At 58.7% G+C, this 17,588-nt stretch carries 14 protein-coding genes and 1 tRNA gene; 10 read left to right on the top strand and 5 right to left on the bottom strand.

Annotated features, from left to right (window positions below):
- Positions 1-89: 89 nt before the first annotated feature.
- From aceA to G5137_RS02425, 4 genes are all read right to left on the bottom strand, one after another.
- Positions 90-1,403, bottom strand: a complete 1,314-nt coding sequence (gene aceA, locus G5137_RS02440) for an isocitrate lyase (protein ID WP_421204663.1) — start codon at positions 1,401-1,403, stop codon at positions 90-92.
- A gap of 73 nt (positions 1,404-1,476) precedes the next feature.
- On the bottom strand, positions 1,477-3,084 hold the full coding sequence (gene aceB, locus G5137_RS02435; RefSeq protein ID WP_421208160.1) for a malate synthase A: 1,608 nt from the start codon (positions 3,082-3,084) through the stop codon (positions 1,477-1,479).
- 688 nt (positions 3,085-3,772) lie between these two features.
- A complete protein-coding gene (locus tag G5137_RS02430; protein WP_421204665.1) occupies positions 3,773-3,913 on the bottom strand; it encodes a hypothetical protein in 141 nt (46 codons plus the stop codon).
- Between the two features lie 223 nt (positions 3,914-4,136).
- Positions 4,137-4,213: transfer RNA gene (locus G5137_RS02425), tRNA-Pro, on the bottom strand.
- A 255-nt stretch (positions 4,214-4,468) separates the two neighbouring features.
- Between G5137_RS02425 and tadA the strand changes: the two genes are divergently transcribed.
- The 9 genes from tadA (at position 4,469) to G5137_RS02380 (ending at position 15,586) form a co-directional block, all read left to right on the top strand.
- Complete coding sequence (gene tadA / locus G5137_RS02420) at positions 4,469-5,020, top strand: tRNA adenosine(34) deaminase TadA (protein ID WP_421208161.1); 552 nt, start codon at positions 4,469-4,471, stop codon at positions 5,018-5,020.
- A gap of 204 nt (positions 5,021-5,224) precedes the next feature.
- Positions 5,225-7,462, top strand: a complete 2,238-nt coding sequence (locus G5137_RS02415; RefSeq protein ID WP_421254852.1) for a phosphate ABC transporter permease — start codon at positions 5,225-5,227, stop codon at positions 7,460-7,462.
- Positions 7,463-7,494: 32 nt separating this feature from the next.
- Positions 7,495-9,144, top strand: a complete 1,650-nt coding sequence (pstA, locus tag G5137_RS02410) for a phosphate ABC transporter permease PstA (protein ID WP_042012620.1) — start codon at positions 7,495-7,497, stop codon at positions 9,142-9,144.
- Between the two features lie 133 nt (positions 9,145-9,277).
- Positions 9,278-10,096 (top strand): phosphate ABC transporter ATP-binding protein PstB, encoded by an 819-nt coding sequence (pstB, locus tag G5137_RS02405; protein WP_005334102.1) that lies wholly within the window; start codon positions 9,278-9,280, stop codon positions 10,094-10,096.
- A gap of 85 nt (positions 10,097-10,181) precedes the next feature.
- A complete protein-coding gene (phoU, locus tag G5137_RS02400) occupies positions 10,182-10,892 on the top strand; it encodes a phosphate signaling complex protein PhoU (protein WP_236346667.1) in 711 nt (236 codons plus the stop codon).
- 191 nt (positions 10,893-11,083) lie between these two features.
- Positions 11,084-12,403, top strand: a complete 1,320-nt coding sequence (locus tag G5137_RS02395) for a hemolysin family protein (RefSeq protein ID WP_270904540.1) — start codon at positions 11,084-11,086, stop codon at positions 12,401-12,403.
- A gap of 19 nt (positions 12,404-12,422) precedes the next feature.
- The gene (locus G5137_RS02390) at positions 12,423-12,965 is read left to right on the top strand and encodes a hypothetical protein (RefSeq protein ID WP_069555291.1); all 543 of its coding nucleotides are present in this window, start codon (positions 12,423-12,425) and stop codon (positions 12,963-12,965) included.
- Positions 12,966-13,258: 293 nt separating this feature from the next.
- Positions 13,259-14,161, top strand: a complete 903-nt coding sequence (locus G5137_RS02385) for a homocysteine S-methyltransferase family protein (RefSeq protein WP_421254851.1) — start codon at positions 13,259-13,261, stop codon at positions 14,159-14,161.
- Positions 14,162-14,170: 9 nt separating this feature from the next.
- Positions 14,171-15,586, top strand: a complete 1,416-nt coding sequence (locus G5137_RS02380; RefSeq protein ID WP_421254850.1) for a basic amino acid/polyamine antiporter — start codon at positions 14,171-14,173, stop codon at positions 15,584-15,586.
- A 111-nt stretch (positions 15,587-15,697) separates the two neighbouring features.
- On the opposite strand, the gene G5137_RS02375 is transcribed toward G5137_RS02380, so the two are convergent.
- Positions 15,698-16,537, bottom strand: coding sequence for a sterol desaturase family protein (locus G5137_RS02375; protein WP_421254849.1), 840 nt, complete (start codon positions 16,535-16,537; stop codon positions 15,698-15,700).
- A 182-nt stretch (positions 16,538-16,719) separates the two neighbouring features.
- On the opposite strand from G5137_RS02375, the gene G5137_RS02370 reads away from it, so the two are divergent.
- A complete protein-coding gene (locus G5137_RS02370) occupies positions 16,720-17,511 on the top strand; it encodes a substrate-binding periplasmic protein (RefSeq protein WP_421254848.1) in 792 nt (263 codons plus the stop codon).
- Positions 17,512-17,588: the final 77 nt, after the last annotated feature.

The raw sequence follows: 17,588 nt of genomic DNA, 5'->3' as shown, positions 1-17,588 counted from the left end.
CGGTTGTGGCCTGACTTTCGTTTGAATGGCAGATAAAAAGAAACCCCGACATCAGGCCGGGGTTTTGCTATTTCAAGGCAGCTCTCTTATTAGTGGAACTGATCTTCTTCGGTGGAGCCGGTCAGTGCGGTCACCGAGGATTGGCCACCCTGAATCACGGTAGTCACCTTGTCGAAGTAACCGGTACCGACCTCCTGCTGGTGGGCCACGAAGGTGTAGCCACGGCTGGCGGCAGCAAATTCCGGCTCCTGCACCATCTCGACGTAGTGCTTCATCCCTTCGCCACGGGCGTACTGGTAGGCCAGTTCGTACATGTGGAACCACATGTTGTGGATACCCGCGAGGGTGATGAACTGATACTTGTAGCCCATGTCGGAGAGCTCCTGCTGGAAGCGGGCGATGGTGGCATCGTCCAGATTTTTCTTCCAGTTGAAGCTCGGGGAGCAGTTGTAGGCCAGGATGCGATCCGGGAACTTGGCCTTGATTGCTTCGGCAAATTTACGCGCTTCGTCCAGATCCGGCTTGGCGGTTTCACACCACACCATGTCGGCGTAGGGGGCGTAAGCCAGACCGCGAGCGATGGCCTGATCGATACCGGCACGCACCTTGTAGAATCCTTCAGCAGTGCGCTCACCAGTCAGGAAGTCTGCATCGTACGGGTCGGCGTCGGTGGTCAACAGGTCAGCGGCGTTGGCGTCGGTACGGGCGATCACCAGGGTGGTGGTGCCGCACACATCGGCTGCCAGACGGGCAGCAACCAGCTTCTGCACCGCTTCCTGAGTCGGTACCAGCACTTTGCCACCCATATGACCGCACTTCTTGACCGAAGCGAGCTGATCTTCGAAGTGCACGCCAGCGGCGCCCGCTTCAATCATCCCCTTCATCAGTTCGAAGGCGTTCAGCACACCGCCGAAACCGGCTTCCGCATCAGCCACGATCGGCAGGAAGTAGTCGATAAAGCCCTCATCCTGAGGTCCTACCTTGTTGGCCCACTGGATCTGGTCGGCACGGGCGAAGGAGTTGTTGATGCGCTCCACCACGGACGGTACCGAGTTGGCCGGGTAGAGGGACTGATCCGGATACATGGTGGAGGACAAGTTGTTGTCCGCCGCCACCTGCCAGCCGGAGAGGTAGATCGCCTCGATCCCCGCCTTGGCCTGCTGCACTGCCTGACCACCGGTCAGGGCGCCGAGGCAGTTGACGTAGCCTTTCTTGGCGTCGCCGTGGATCAGACCCCACAGCTTGTCGGCTCCACGCTGGGCCAGGGTGTGCTCTGGCTGCAAGCTGCCGCGCAGGTTCACCACATCTTCGGCGCTGTAGCCGCGCTTGATCCCTTTCCAGCGGGGGTTTTCCGCCCAGTCTTTCTCGATAGCCTGGATCTGTTGCTCACGGGTCAGTGCCATATCAGTTCCCTCTTTCATTGATTTCACGTTTCCATTGACTTGTTATTGGCGAGCCCCGCTGGGGGCCCGTGATTCAGAGCCGCTCGTAACCGGGCAGCGTCAGAAAATCGATCAGGGTATCGGCGCAGGTGATCTCTTCCATCAGATCTCTTGCCTCGGCAAAGCGTCCTGTCTGCCAGCGAGCTGTGCCCACCTCGGCTTTGACCACTTCCAGCTCCTCGGCCAGCATCTGGCGGAACAGCTCCTTAGTCACCACCTTGCCGTTCGACAGGCTCTTGCCGTGGCGTATCCACTGCCAGATGGAGGTGCGGGAGATCTCGGCGGTGGCGGCATCTTCCATCAGACCGTAGATGGGGACGCAGCCGTTGCCGTTGATCCAGGCCTCCAGATATTGCAGGGCAACCCGGATATTGGTGCGCATCCCCGCCTCGGTGCGCTCGCCCTCACAGGGGGCCAGCAGGTCGGTGGCGGTGATGGGGGCATCCTGCTCGCGCAGCACGCCGATCTGGTTCTTGGCGCCAGCCGCAATGGTGGCATTGAACACCGCCATGGCGGTATCAGCTAGGCCAGGGTGGGCGACCCAGGTACCATCGTGGCCGTTGTTGGCTTCGCGCTCCTTGTCGGCCTTGACCTTGGCGAAGACCTGCTCGTTGGCGGCAGCGTCCTTGGCCGGAATAAAGGCGGCCATACCCCCCATCGCCAGCGCACCCCGCTTGTGACAGGTCTTGATCAGCAGCCGCGAGTAGGCGGAGAGGAACGGCTTGTCCATGGTCACCACCTGACGATCAGGCAGTACCCGATCCGGATGGTTCTTCAAGGTTTTGATATAGCTGAAGATGTAGTCCCAGCGGCCGCAGTTCAGCGCAACGATGTGATCCTTCATCTGATAGAGCAGCTCATCCATCTCGAATACGGCTGGCAGGGTTTCAATCAGCACGGTGGCCTTGATGGTGCCACGGGGCAGACCGAACTTGTCCTCGGTCCAGGCGAACACTTCGCTCCACCAGCGCCCTTCCAGATGGCTCTGCAACTTGGGCACGTAGAAGTAGGGGCCCGAGCCTTTGGCCAGCAGCGCCTGATAGTTGTGCAGGAAGTAGAGAGCAAAATCGAACAGGCCACCGGGGATCGGCTCGCCATCGAAGGTGACATGTTTTTCCGGCAGGTGCAGACCGCGTACCCGGCAGATGAGCACCGCCGGATTGTGGGTCAGGGTGTAGGCCTTTCCTTCCGGACTGGTGTAAGAGATGGTGCCGTTGACCGCATCTCGCAGGTTGATTTGGCCCTCGATCACCTTATTCCAGGCGGGAGCCAGTGAATCCTCGAAATCCGCCATGAACACCTTGACGTTGGCGTTGAGGGCGTTGATCACCATCTTGCGCTCGACCGGGCCGGTTATCTCCACACGGCGGTCTTGCAGGTCGGTGGGAATACCGCGAATGGTCCAGTCACCTTCACGGATGTGGGCGGTTTCCGGCAGGAAGTCCGGCAGCTCGCCGCCATCGATACGGGCCTGGCGTGCCACACGTTGTTTCAGCAATTCCCCTCTTTGGGGAGCAAAACGTTCCACCAGTTCGGAGACCAGAGCCACCGCGTCCGGCGTCAGAATTTGCGCGTATTCGGGTAGCATCTCGCCCTGGATGCGAAGGCGGGCGCTGCAGTGGGTCTGAGCCGGTGCCGACATAAGGTTCACTCCTTTGAGAATTACATTTTGAACTTACTAACTACGACTAAAGTCGAATCCCTGTTCCTGAAACGTTCCCGCAACAACGGGGTAACACGATTGATAAGGTGCGAAATATTGTTGAATACGTCAACAGTTTTTTTTAAACGACTGTTTTTTCGATATAGTTAAGTTGATGTTTTTTATTGTTTTATTGGATTGGTATAAAAGCTCTACGCAGATGGTTATGCTCCTGCTTTTTCCCATCGGACAACGGCTAATTTGGGCCGTTACCCTGCCCCTCATTTTGTAACTTATTACGTAATAAAATTACAAATGCAAAAACAAATCCCGACCTAACTCCAGGCTGTGCCAAAACAGCCGTATAAAGCGCGTTTGAATGTGGTAATGAATGTTTTGCTAATGCTAGACCTGATTGGTGAACGTGCGTTTTAAACTTGGTGTGGTGATGCAGGCTCTGTTGGCACCAGAGGTTGCAGCGATAGAAAGTGAAGCGCAATAACGTAGGTTTGTATCAGTTGTCGGGGGGAATGCCGGAGAGGGAAGGGGGAGACACATTAGTCAATAATACTGCCATCCTTGATAGAATTAGCAGTTTGTCGTTTTTTGCAGATTTCTCGCCAAGGGCCTGAAACTGAGTGCGTTGAACAGGCGATGTGCTGGTGATTGAGCGGCCATCTGGCCGGGCTCAATAGTCATCATCCGGTTCGGCCAGATCGATCACATCCAGCTGGATGACCTGTTCGTCTTCGCTTTCGGTGTGGCAAGGGGTGTCATGAGGAACGGAATAAAGTGTAATGGCGGGTGCGAAATCGGTGTTCTGGTTCATGCCTGGTCCTGTGTTGCACGCAAGCCGGACAGTGATCCCTTCACTCGTGTTTCCACCTCCCTGTGTTGTCTACCGGCGGAAAGTTGCGCATCTTAATGAGTTCGGCAAAAAGATTCAAGTGGTTCTGGGTGTTTTTTGTTCTTGGTGAGCTGGCATCGTCAGAAGGATAAATCGGAAGCAAAAAAATAGCCCAGTCGTTTGACTGGGCTATTCTCGGGGAAAATGGTCGGTGTGAGAGGATTCGAACCTCCGACCCTCTACACCCCATGCAGATGCGCTACCTGGCTGCGCTACACACCGACGGAGTCAGACTCGGCTGACGGGGAGGAAGTCTAATAGCATGGCCAAACGGGTGCAACTCCTTTTTTATCATAGAGATGCCGATTGCTTCTTTATTGCTCAGTCGGGATGCGGCTTGGGTCTGACGTGCAGATTTGGCATAATCGCTGCCCTGTCACCGCTAGCTATCATGCCTGCTATCTATGGAATCATCTGACAGGTATGGATAGCTGGAATGTAAAAAGCACAATTGAACAATATAAAGAGGGGATGGGCGTGAAACCATCAGAGGTCCCAGAAACACTGGGTCAGGCTCCGAGTCAGACCGCGCAGGATGAACAGTGGATGCGCCATGCTATGGCATTGGCCGCCCGGGCCGAAGGGATTGGCGAGATCCCGGTCGGTGCCGTTCTGGTGCTGGATGGTCAGGTGGTGGGCGAGGGGTGGAACCGCTCCATCAGCGAACACGATGCCTGTGCCCATGCCGAGGTGATGGCAATTCGGGCAGCGGGCCAGCAGCTTGCGAACTACCGCCTGCTCGACACCACACTTTATGTGACGCTGGAACCCTGCTGCATGTGTGCCGGTGCGCTGATCCATAGCCGGGTCAAGCGGGTGGTTTACGGCGCACGTGATCTCAAGACCGGTGCTGCGGGGTCGGTGTTCGAGATCTTGCAGGACCCGCGCCACAACCACAGTGTCGAGCTGACCGGCGGTGTGCTGGCCGATGCCTGCTCGGCCCAGTTGTCGGCCTTCTTCAAGCGTCGCCGCGCCGAGAAAAAGGCGGTCAAACTGGCGCTGCAACAATCAAACGATGCCCTTTCCTGAATGATTTGGGGGCAGCACAGGCTGCCCTTGCTGATTATTCTCACAAATATCTCTTTATAAACAATATATTGTGTTCACTTTCCCTCGAAAGGACCCCCGCCCATTTTTCCACTAGCAACCTCGGTTAAAGCGCTCTCGATGTAACAAAACTGTCATGCAACCGCCATATAATGCCGCCAAGCCTAGCTTACATTGAGGTCTTGCATGTCATCGGAATCGTTAAACCTGGTCATGGCGGGCAGTAGAAAACGCCGGATCAAGGATAAATTGGCCAAATATGGCGTCACCACAGGCGGAGCCCTGGTACTGGTGGCGCTGCTGCTTATCTTCTTTTATCTGCTCTATGTGGTGAAACCCATCTTCAATGGCGCCTCCATGGAGCCAACTGCCTCATTTACCCTGCCTGCCGCAGGGAAGACCGCCTGGCTCGGCGTGGAAGAGCAGAACGAGATCGGCTATCGCTTCAGCGATAAAGGACTGGTCAACTTCTTCGCGGTGCAGGGAGATGACAAGATCAAGGTCGGGCAATCCCTTGGTCATGCTGAGGTCACCGGTGATGTCACTGCGGTGGCGCCACCGTCCCCTGGTCAGAAGCTGATCGCCTACGGTTTCGCCGATGGCAAGGCGCAGGTCGTCCAGCCTGCGTTCAAGGTCTCCTATCCCAACGATGTGCGGGTGATCGAACCCAGTCTGCAATATCCCTTTGGCGAGGAGCCGGTAGTGGTCGATCCGCAGGGCAAAGCGCTGCGTGCCATGGTGTTTGAGGCCACCAAGGACAAGATGGCGACCGCCGCCGTGACCGAAGATGGTCGTGGCGTACTGATGGTGATGAGCGGTGAGGAGAACTTCCTCTCCGGCGAGATTGAGTGGAGCAGTGAGAACTACACCATTCCGTCCCTGCCGCGCCATGTGGATCAGATGCTTTTGACCCCCAATCTGCGGATCCTCTTTGTGCGGGAAGGCAATCGTCTCTCTGTCTATGACATTCATGACCTGAGCAATATATCCGTGCGCAATGTGCTGGAGATCAATGCGCCAGATGCCAACGTGACCCGGGTCGAGCTGCTCTCCGGTGCCTCCTCCCTGCTGGTGGGCAACGACAACGGCATCATCTCCCAGTGGTTTGAAGTGGCAAAAGATGGCAAACGCCAGTTCACTCAGATCCGTGACTTCAAGGGCGATGGCGCGGTGGATCTTCTGACCCCCGAGCACTATCGCAAAGCCTTCATCAGTGCCGACAAGGACGGCATCATCAGCTTCTTCCACGCCACTGGCGAGACCAAGCTGCTGACCGAGACGGTGGAAGGGGGTGAACTCTCTGCCCTGGCCATCTCCCCCCGTCACAACCTGTTGCTGATGCAGCAAGGGGAGACCTTCAAGCTTTTCTCGGTGGAGAACGATCACCCCGAGGTGACCTGGTCGGCCCTGTGGCAGAAGGTATGGTATGAAGGGTATCCTGAGCCCCAGTATGTGTGGCAATCCACCTCCGCCAGCAACGACTTTGAAGCCAAGCTGAGCCTGGTGCCACTGGTATTCGGTACGCTGAAAGCCTCTTTCTACGCCATGGTGTTTGCGGTGCCGCTCGGCGTGGCCGGTGCCATCTATACCGCCTACTTCATGTCGGCGGGGCTGCGCAAATACGTCAAGCCGACGGTGGAGATCATGGCGGCGCTGCCGACCGTTATCCTGGGCTTCCTGGCGGGTCTGTGGCTGGCGCCCATCATAGAGGGGGCGCTGCCCGGGGTGATCCTGCTGTTGATCCTGCTGCCGATGGGGATGCTGCTGACTGCGCTTATCTGGAACTATCTGCCGGAGCGAGGCAAGTCCTGGCTGCCGGAGGGGTGGCACGCCATCCTGCTTATTCCAGTGCTGCTGCTGATTGGCTGGGGGGCCTTCGCCCTGAGCCCGCTCATCGAGAATGCCTTTATGCACGGTGATTCGCGCATCTGGCTGACCCACGAAATGGGTATCAAGTTTGACCAGCGCAATTCGCTGGTGGTCGGTATCGCCATGGGCTTTGCGGTCATCCCCACCATCTTCTCCATCGCCGAAGATGCGGTCTTCTCGGTGCCCAAGCATCTGACCCAGGGCTCGCTGGCGTTGGGGGCTACCCCGTGGCAGACCCTGAGCCGGGTGGTGATCCTCACTGCCAGCCCGGGCATCTTCTCGGCGGTGATGATGGGCCTTGGCCGTGCCGTGGGCGAAACCATGATCGTACTGATGGCTACCGGCAACACCCCCATCATGGACTTCTCCATGTTCCAGGGGCTGCGTACTCTGGCCGCCAACATTGCGGTGGAGATGCCGGAGTCGGAAGTGGGCAGCTCCCACTATCGGGTACTGTTCCTCGCGGCCTTCGTCCTGTTTGTGTTCACCTTTATGTTCAACACCCTGGCCGAGTTTGTCCGTCAGCGGTTGCGTGAAAAATACAGCTCGATGTAAGGGGCGGCTCTGTAATGGACAAGGAATCGACAATGGGTAAGTGGTTTAAATCAGGGGCCCCCTGGATCTGGATGACCGGCGGAGCCGTCAGCCTGAGTCTGGTGGCGGTACTGGGTCTGCTGCTGCTGATCGGATGGCGTGGTCTGGTCTACTTCTGGCCGCACCCCATCTATGAGTGGCAGCTGGAGGACGCCAGCGGCAACAAGAGCGTGCTGATCGGCGAGATCAACGATCGCGAGCTGGTGCCGGTGGAGCGACTGCGCGCCGCAGGTCTGCCGCTGGAGGGGGAAGAGCGCGAGCTGCTGACCCGCTATCTGGTCAAGACCGGCAACCGTGAGTTCGTCGACCTCGATTTTCGCTGGGTACTGGAGACGGACATCAAGTCCCAGAGCCAGCCAGCCGAGCTGGCCATGGTTGAGCGTGCCACCAACGGTAACTTCTACGGTTATATCGTCGGGGTAAAAGAGGATGGCCGCGAGCTGACTTCGGATCTGCATCCTGCCCTGCAGCGGGTGCTGGCGAGAGCCAATGCCCTCTCCGAACAGGCCAACGATCTGCAAAAAGGGGACATCGGCAGCATCAACTATCAGCTGGAGCGGCTGCGCCTGAAAGAGCGCAAGGCCGAGCTGGAAGAGAAGCTGACCGATCAGCTGAAAGCTCAGCTGGAGCGTGAACGTCAGGCCCTTAACGATCGTTATCAGGTGCTGGAAAAAGAGCTCTTCTCACTGCGCAGTCAGGCTGACCGGGACAGCATCACCGTCAAGGATATGCGTGGCGAGCTGGTGACCATGCCCATGTCCAGGGTACTGGATGTGGTATGGCCCAACGACATGAGCCTGCTGGCCAAGGTGGGTCACTGGTTCCACCAGATCGGCAAGTTTGTATCCGACGATCCCCGTGAGGCGAACACCGAGGGCGGCGTCTTCCCGGCCATCTTCGGCACCGTCTTCATGGTGTTCCTGATGGCGATCATCGTGACCCCGCTCGGCGTGGTGGCGGCGGTCTACCTGCACGAGTACGCAGGCAAGAACAGCCTGACCAAGATCATCCGCATCGCGGTGATCAATCTGGCGGGCGTGCCCTCCATCGTCTACGGCGTGTTTGGTCTGGGCTTCTTCGTCTACACGCTCGGTGGCTCGCTGGATCAGCTGTTCTACCCGGAAGCGCTGCCGAGCCCGACCTTTGGTTCACCTGGCGTGATTTGGTCGGCGCTGACCCTGGCTATCCTGACCCTGCCGGTGGTGATTGTCTCCACCGAAGAGGGGCTGGCGCGGATCCCGAGCACCATCCGTCAGGGCTCGTTGGCACTGGGCGCCACCCAGGCCGAGACCTTGTGGCGCATCGTGCTGCCGATGGCGAGCCCGGCCATCATGACCGGCCTTATTCTGGCGATTGCCCGTGCAGCCGGTGAAGTTGCGCCGCTGATGCTGGTGGGGGTGGTGAAACTGGCACCGACCTTGCCGATGGATGGCAACTTCCCGTATCTGCATGTGGAGCGCAAGTTCATGCACCTGGGCTTCCACATCTATGACGTCGGCTTCCAGAGCCCCAACGTCGAGGCGGCCCGCCCGCTGGTCTACGCCACCTCCTTCCTGCTGGTGACGGTGATCGTGGGCCTGAACCTGACCGCTATCGGTATTCGTAACCACTTGCGCGAGAAATTCCGGTCGCTGGAGCATTAATCCGGCGCCGCATGAGTGATACAAGAGTGAGATAACAGAGGGGCGGCCGAGCGCGAGCCGCCATCTCTCTGCACCAATACGTGAGGGGCGCCGGCAGCAGTCCGGCCACTCCAGATAGATTTTGAGGTAACAGATGATCAACGTAACGACCACGTCTACCCAGCACACCGCGCTGGACCTGCTCAACCTGACCCCGGAGCAGACCGCGCTGGAGGTGAAGGATCTCAACCTGTACTACGGCAGCAAGCAGGCGCTGTTCAACGTCAACATGAAGATCCCCAAAGGGCAGGTTACCGCCTTTATCGGCCCGTCAGGCTGTGGCAAATCGACCCTGCTGCGCTGCATCAACCGGATGAACGATCTGGTGGAGATCTGCCGCATCGAGGGGGAAATCCAACTGCACGGCCACAACATCTATGACAAGAGCGTCGATGTTTCCGCCCTGCGCCGTCAGGTGGGCATGGTGTTCCAGCGCCCGAACCCGTTCCCCAAGTCCATCTACGAGAACGTGGTCTATGGTCTGCGCCTGCAGGGGATCAACGATCGTCGCACTCTGGATGAAGCGGCCGAGCGCTCCCTGCGCGGTGCGGCCCTGTGGGACGAGGTGAAGGATCGTCTGCACGACAACGCCTTCGGTCTCTCCGGTGGTCAGCAGCAGCGTCTGGTGATTGCCCGCGCCATCGCCATCGAGCCGGAAGTGTTGCTGCTCGATGAACCGACCTCGGCGCTCGACCCCATCTCCACCCTCACCATCGAGGAGCTGATCAACGAGCTCAAGAGCCAGTTCACCGTGGTGATCGTGACCCACAACATGCAACAGGCTGCGCGCGTGTCGGATCAGACCGCCTTCATGTATATGGGCGAGCTTATCGAGTACTCGGATACCAACACCATCTTCACCACCCCGGCCAAGAAAAAGACCGAAGATTACATTACCGGTCGTTACGGCTAAGGAGAGGAGAGGATGAATCTCAGCAAACAGATTGGCAGTCGCTTCCACGGCTAAGGCATAATCGGAGCAATCAAGGATTATTTGTATGGACAATATGAACCTCAATAAACACATCTCCGGTCAGTTCAATGCCGAGCTTGAGAGCGTGCGCAACCAAGTGCTGGTGATGGGCGGCATGGTGGAGCAGCAGCTCACCGACGCCATCGCGGCGATCCACGATCAGGATCTCGATGCGGCGCGCAAGATCGTGGCCAACGACCACAAGGTCAACGCGATGGAAGTGGCGATCGACGAGGAGTGCACCCGCATCATCGCCAAGCGTCAGCCGACTGCCTCCGACCTGCGACTGGTGATGGCCATCATCAAGACCATTACCGATTTGGAGCGTATTGGCGACGTGGCCGACAAGATCGCCCGCATGCTGACTGACAACGCCAACAAGCCGCAGCCGCCACTGGTGTCGCTGGAGAACATGGGCCGTCGAACCATCAAGATGCTGCACGATGTGCTCGATGCCTTCGCCCGCATGGATCTGGATGCGGCGCTGGCGGTCTACAAGGAAGATGACAAGGTAGACCGGGAGTACGAGTCCATCATTCGCGAGCTGATGACTTACATGATGGAAGACCCCCGCACCATCCCCCAGGTCCTCAACGTCCTGTGGGCGGCGCGGGCCATCGAGCGGGTCGGCGATCGCTGCCAGCACATCTGCGAGTACATCGTCTACTACGTGAAAGGCAAGGATGTGCGCCACACCAAGGCGGACGATCTGGGCACCTTGCTGGGCAAGGGCTAACCGGAAGTGAATAAAAAGGCGCGTGAAGCGCCTTTTTTTGTTGCATAACTGGTCGGAGTAAGATAAAGCCCCCAACTGGCTGTTTTCTGATAGAATACTCCCCCTGTGTGAGTCCCGGATGGGTTCACGGTCCGGTCTCCCGGGCCCAGTTTGCCGTCTTGTGCTAAGGCGGGTGTAGCAATAGGTTAATCATGAGTTTTGCCGATAGTTTGTTCTTTTTAATGCTGCTGGTTGGCGGCAGTGTGTTCTTCTCCCTCTCCGAGATCTCTCTCGCCGCGTCTCGCAAAATCAAATTGCAGGTGATGGCGGATGAAGGTAATCGCCAGGCCGAAAAGGTGCTGGCCCTGCAGGCCCAGCCGGGCAACTTTTTCACCGTGGTGCAGATTGGCCTCAATACCGTCGCCATTCTGGGCGGTATCCTGGGTGAGTCTGCCCTCAACCCCGCCATCAAGGGAATTGTCTCCCAGTTCTACCAAGGCCCCTGGCTTGGCGAGATCAGCTCCGGTGCCTCCTTTGTGTTCGTCACCGGCATGTTTATCCTGATCGCTGACCTGATGCCCAAGCGTCTGGCCATGACCATGCCCGAGCAGATTGCCGTGGTGGTGGTGCGCCCCATGCTCTTCTTCGTCACCGTGTTGATGCCGCTGGTGTGGATCTTCAACGGGTTGGCCAACTCCCTGTTCCGTCTGATGCGCGTCTCCACGGTGCGCAACGACGAGATCACCTCCGATGATATCTATGCTGTGATGGATGCCGGTGCCGAGGCGGGGGTTATCCAGCGCGAGGAGCATCAGCTCATCGAGAACGTGTTCGAGTTGCAGTCCCTTGGTGTCACCTCTGCCATGACGGCCCGCGAGAGTCTCATCTACTTCACCCTGCAAGAGAGCGAAGAGAGCATCAAGGCCAAGATCGCCGAGCATCCCCACAACAAGTTTCTGGTCTGTGACCACAACCTCGACAGCATCAAGGGCTTTGTCGATGCAAAAGAGCTGCTTATCCGCGTTATCGGCGGACAGAGCATCGATCTTATCGGTGGCAACCTGGTGCAGAACGTCATCATCATCCCCGATACCCTCAACCTCTATGAGGCGATGGAGTACTTCAAGAATCATCGTGGCGACTTTGCCGTGGTGATGAACGAGTACGCGCTGGTGGTGGGGATTGTCACCATGAACGACCTGATGAGTACCGTCATGGGCGAGTGGGCGACCCACGTAGTGGAAGAGCAGATCGTCCAGCGGGACGAGAACTCCTGGCTGGTGGACGGGGTTACCCCCATCTCCGACGTGATGCGCGCCTTCGATATCGAAGAGTTCCCCGAGAACCAGAACTACGAGACCATCGCCGGCTTTATCATGTATATGCTGCGCAAGATCCCCAAGCGCACTGACTCGGTCAAATACGCCGGTTACAAGTTCGAAGTGGTCGATATCGACAGTTACAAGATTGATCAGCTGCTGGTTACCCGGGTCGAACCGGCTGTGGCCGAGAAGCCAGCTCAGGAATCGTAAAAGGAGCGACATAAGAGTCATGAAGATGCAGTCTCATTCCCGTGCGCTGGCCTGTGTCGCGCTCGCCCTGGCACTGGGTGCCTGTAGCCAGAGTGCGCCGCGCAAAGCCACAGTGGCAGCCAAGCCGGTAGCCCCCAAGCCTGCCGTGGTCGTGCCGCAGCCGGATCCCGATGCGGTGGTGCAAAGCGGGATGGCAGAGCCGAGCCCGGTTTTTGACGAGCAGTATCACGGTCCGGATCAGGGGTCGCTGGAGTCGGTGACCGCCCTGTTTGCCCGTGGCTACATCGAGTCCGCCATGCGCGAGACCATGCTGGCAGCGGTGCACAACGACTATCCGCTGCTCGGCATGCGGGATGTGCGGTTGACCGATCCGGTCTCCAAATTCCTCACCTCCGAGCATGCGGCCACTACGGCCCATGACTACCTCTATGCGGGTGTACAGCGTCGCCTCGGTCGTCCGCTAAGCCCTGCCCAGTGGGAGCAGATCTGGCGCGGTTTGCCGCAGCAGGGTCGGGTCTCCGACTGGGTCAAACAGATTAAGCGAGTGCTGGCCGGGCGTTAAGTTACCAGCGGATCAAGATTGTGATGAGGCCACCTTAGGGTGGCCTCTTGCATTTCTGCGTTTGCCTCGCCGTTTGCACGCTGATTTCTGCTGATACTGATTGCCGCCCGTGGCGCTTTGCTTTATCTTGTTTTGGCCATCCAAACATCTATATGTTTTTATGGCTGAATGGTAAAAGGGCTTCCCAGGATGAAGCAGGACGATCTGCAGCGATTCGATGTGAAACCGCAGATCAACAAAACAAACAGATAAATACGCAAATAAACAACGCACATAACTAAGAGACACGACAGATGGAAACCAGGGAATTGTGGGTGCTGGATGGGGGCATGGGGCGCGAGTTGGCACGGCGGGGGGCACCGTTTCGTCAACCCGAGTGGTCGGCGTTGGCCTTGATGGAGGCGCCAGAGACGGTGCGTGACGTGCATCAGGCCTATGTAGCGAGCGGAGCCCGGGTCATCACCACCAACAGCTATGCGCTGGTGCCGTTTCATATCGGCGATGAGCGTTTCTTTGCCGACGGGGAGGGGCTGGCAGCGCTGGCTGGTCAACTGGCCCGTGAGGTGGCTGACGCGCAGAAGGGGGCCGTGCAGGTGGCGGGTTCTCTGCCACCGTTGTTTGGCTCCTACCGTGCCGACCTGTTCAAGGCGGACAGGGTGAGCGAGCTGGCGACGCCGCTTATCCGGGCGCTATCCCCTTATGTGGATATCTGGCTGGCCGAGACCATGAGCCTGATTGCCGAGCCACTGGCCCTGAAAGCGCTGTTGCCTGACGATGGCAAGCCGTTCTGGGTCTCCTTCACGCTGGAAGATGAGGCGCCGGGCAACGAGCCGCGACTACGTTCCGGCGAGCAGGTGGCTGATGCGGTGACCACGTTAGTGGCGGCCGGGGTCGATGCCATCCTGTTCAACTGCTGTCAGCCCGAGGTGATCGAGGGGGCCCTCGAGGTTGCTCGCGCCCGATTGCAGGCGCTGGGCCGCGCAGACATCCGCCTCGGCGCCTATGCCAACGCCTTCCCGCCGCAGCCCAAAGAGGCCACCGCCAACGATGGGCTGGACGAGATCCGCGCCGATCTGGGGCCGCTGGATTATCTCGGCTGGGCCGAGCGCTGGCGCGCGGCCGGGGCGAATTTGATCGGTGGTTGCTGCGGCATCGGCCCCGAGCATATTCAGGCGCTGAGCCGCCGGTTGCGCTAAGGAGCTTCCATGAAAGAGAGCAAGATTGGGCTCTGGTCACTCACCGCGCTGGTGTTCAGCTCCATGGTGGGGGCGGGAATTTTTAGCCTGCCCCAGAACATGGCCGAGGTGGCTGGCGCCCGCGCCGTGCTGATCGGCTGGGGCGTGACGGGTGTGGGCATCCTGGCGCTCGCCATGAGTTTTCTCTATCTGTCGCGGTTAAGGCCGGATCTCGACGGCGGCATCTACAGCTACGCCCGCGCCGGTTTTGGCGAGCTGGTGGGCTTCTTCTCTGCCTGGGGATACTGGCTCTGTGCCACCATCGGCGTGGTGGGCTATCTGGTGATCGCATTTGCGGCGCTGGGCAGCTTTGTCGATACGCCGGAGCAGATCTGGTTTGGTGACGGCAATACCCTGGCGGCGTTTGTCGGCGAGTCCTGCATCCTTTGGGCTGTGCACCTGCTGGTGGCTCGAGGTGTGCAGCAGGCGGCGCTATTCAATCTGGTGGCGACCCTGGCCAAGAGCCTGCCGCTGCTGCTGTTTATTCTGTTTGCCTGCTACTGGTTCGATCCGGTCACCTTCGTGGCGGATCAGCAGGGTAGTAGCCTGGCGGTGCCGGTTTCCGAGCAGGTGCGCAACACCATGCTGATCACCCTCTGGGTCTTCACCGGTATCGAGGGGGCAGCGGTGCTGTCGGCCCGCGCCAGAAACCGGCTGGATGTGGGCACGGCCACTGTGCTTGGGGTGCTATTGGCGCTGCTGCTCTATATGCTTATCTCGGTGCTGGCGCTCGGAATATTGAGTCGGCCCGAGCTCGCAGCGCTGCCCAACCCTTCCATGGCTGGGCTGATGGCCCAGATGACCGGCTCCTGGGGCAAGCTGCTCATCAGCGTCGGCCTTATCGTCTCGGTGCTTGCCTCCTACGTGAGCTGGACCCTCTTCTCGGCGGAGGTACCGTTCAGCGCGGCCCGACACGGTGCGTTTCCCGCCATCTTCCGGCGCCAGAACCGCAATGGGACGCCTATCGCATCGCTCTGGCTCACCAGCCTGACGGTGCAGACTTGCCTGCTGCTGGTATGGCTGCTCGGCAAGGGCTACACCAGTCTGCTGCTTATATCGACCTCGATGATTTTGGTGCCTTACCTGCTGATCGGTTTGTTTCTGCTCAAGCTCTCGTTCAGCAGGAAGGGGGAGAGCGGGCAGGGCCGCGGTCTGATGCGGGCGGTGGCGCTGGTGGCGAGCGGTTACGGCTTCTGGCTGCTCTATGCCGCCGGGGTGGAGTATCTGCTGCTGTCGTTGTTGCTCTACGGGCCGGGCTTGCTGCTGTTTCTCTACAGCCGCCGTCAGCTGGGCACAGATCTTTGCCTGAGTGGCCGCGAGCGGCTATTGGCCGGAGTGACCTTGCTGAGCCTGATCCCCGCCGTCTGGTCGTTCGCCCATCTCTGATATCGAAGAGGTGACTGAGCATAAAAGAGAGCGCCACAGTGGCGCTCTCTTGTTATCAGGGACTGGTTATCAGGGGCTTGCTATCCGGGAGTTGCTATTCGATGCGAAGGCTCAGCGGCTGGCTGGTCCGGCCGGTTTGCCAAACAGCACTGCGAGCTTTTGTCGCCAGGGTAGGCCACGGGCGTCACGCAGCATGTCGCGCCACTCATGGAAGGTGAGAGTGAGGGGGTTGAAGCTGTGGATAGGCTTGGTGATGCCGAAGCGGCACGGCTCGGCCGGGTCTTCTTCCACAAAGGTGCCAAACAGACGATCCCAGATGATCAGCACCCCGGCGAAGTTGCGGTCTATGTATTTGGCGTTGCTGGCGTGGTGCACCCTGTGGTGGGAGGGGGTGTTGAAGATCCACTCAAGCCAGCCGAGCTTGCCCACCACCTGGGTGTGGACGAAAAACTGGAAGCCCAGGCTCAGCAGCACGGTGGCGACCACCGCCTCGGGCGGGAAGCCGATGACAATCATCGGGATCCAGAACAGCCACATGCCGGAGATGGGGTACATCAGGCTCTGGCGAAAGGCGGTGGAGAGGTTGAGCCGCTCCGAGCTGTGGTGCACCACGTGGGAGGCCCACAGCCAGCGCACATGGTGGCTGGTGAAGTGGAACAGCCAGTAACAGAGATCCTGCAACAGGAACAGCAGTAGCACACTCCAGAGATTCAGCTCGATATCGAACAGTCGCCAGCCCCAGAGGGTGTCATACAGATAAGCAATGGCGATGGCCGCCAGCACATCGCCCCCCTGATGCATCAGGGCCAGGGCTGCGTTGGCGAACAGATCCCGCCACTGGTAGGTAGCGGTGGGAAAGGCCGCGCCATGTTTGCGCAGGTAGAGCATCTCCCAGCCGATAAAGGCCAGAAAAACCGGTGAGAGGTAGAGCAGAAGCAGTTGCACATCCATATGCGGCCATCCATTCAGAGCAATTGCTCTTCAGCATAAAGGATGAAAGCAATATTTCATTAACATTTTCTAGCCATCTTGCCCGATGGCTCTGGCGGGTTTGCAGTGAGGCCGCAATTCAATCTGATGGATGGTGACCGCTGACTATGCTTGATGCAGATTGACCGTCAGAGGATTGGGCGATGCGTGTCTGTGTTTATCTGTTGCTGGGATTTTGCCTGCTGGCCCAGGCCAAAACCCGTGTTGAAATTTTGGCCGATGCCAACTATCCCCCCTACTCCTGGCAGGAAGGGGAGGAGGTCAGGGGGATCTATGCCGACATCATCCGTGAGGTGACCTCTGCCATGCCTGACTATGAGGTGGTGCTCAAGCCCATGCCGTGGCGGCGCGGTCTGAGCATGGTGGAGCAGGGGGCCGCCTTCGCCATCTTTCCACCTTACTACATGCCCGATACCCGCCCTTATATGTGGCCCTACTCCCAGCCGATGCTGGATGAAGAGCTGGTGGTGATGTGCGGCGCCAGTGTGGCGGCCAATACCCCGCAGGCTAGGTTTCCGCTCGACTATCACGGTTTGCGTTTTGGCATGAACGCCGGTTTTGCCGTCGGCGGCGATGCCTTCTGGCAGGCGGTAAAAGAGAAGCAGATCGACGTGGAGGAGGTGAAAAGCAATCGGGAGAACCTGCTCAAGATTGTTCGCGGCCGGGTCGATTGCACCATCAATGATCGCCTCTCCCTGCTCTATGAGTTGCTCAACATGATAAAGGCCGATCAGCTGGCGGTGGCCGATATGTCCCTGCTCAAACAGGGGCCGGTGCTCAGCAAGGAGCAGGGGTTTCTCGGCTACAGCCGCAAGGGAGAGTATCCCTACAAACAGGCCTTTATCGACCAGTTTGACAAGGAGCTCTATCAGCTCAAAAAACGTGACGGGGTGAAAGTGATCGTGGAGCGCTATTTGGGAAAGTCCCCGCGCTGAGCCGATGAGAGGGGCACTCGGGTTCAGCTGGGTTAAGCCTGCTCAGCGTGACACACAAGAAGAGGGACCTTGCGGTC

The sequence above is a fragment of the Aeromonas sp. 600282 genome, assembly GCF_049175755.1.
Taxonomy (GTDB): Bacteria; Pseudomonadota; Gammaproteobacteria; order Enterobacterales; family Aeromonadaceae; genus Aeromonas; species Aeromonas veronii_A.
The sequence above is the reverse complement of the archived record's forward strand: the minus strand, read 5'-3'. Positions and strand labels throughout refer to the sequence as shown.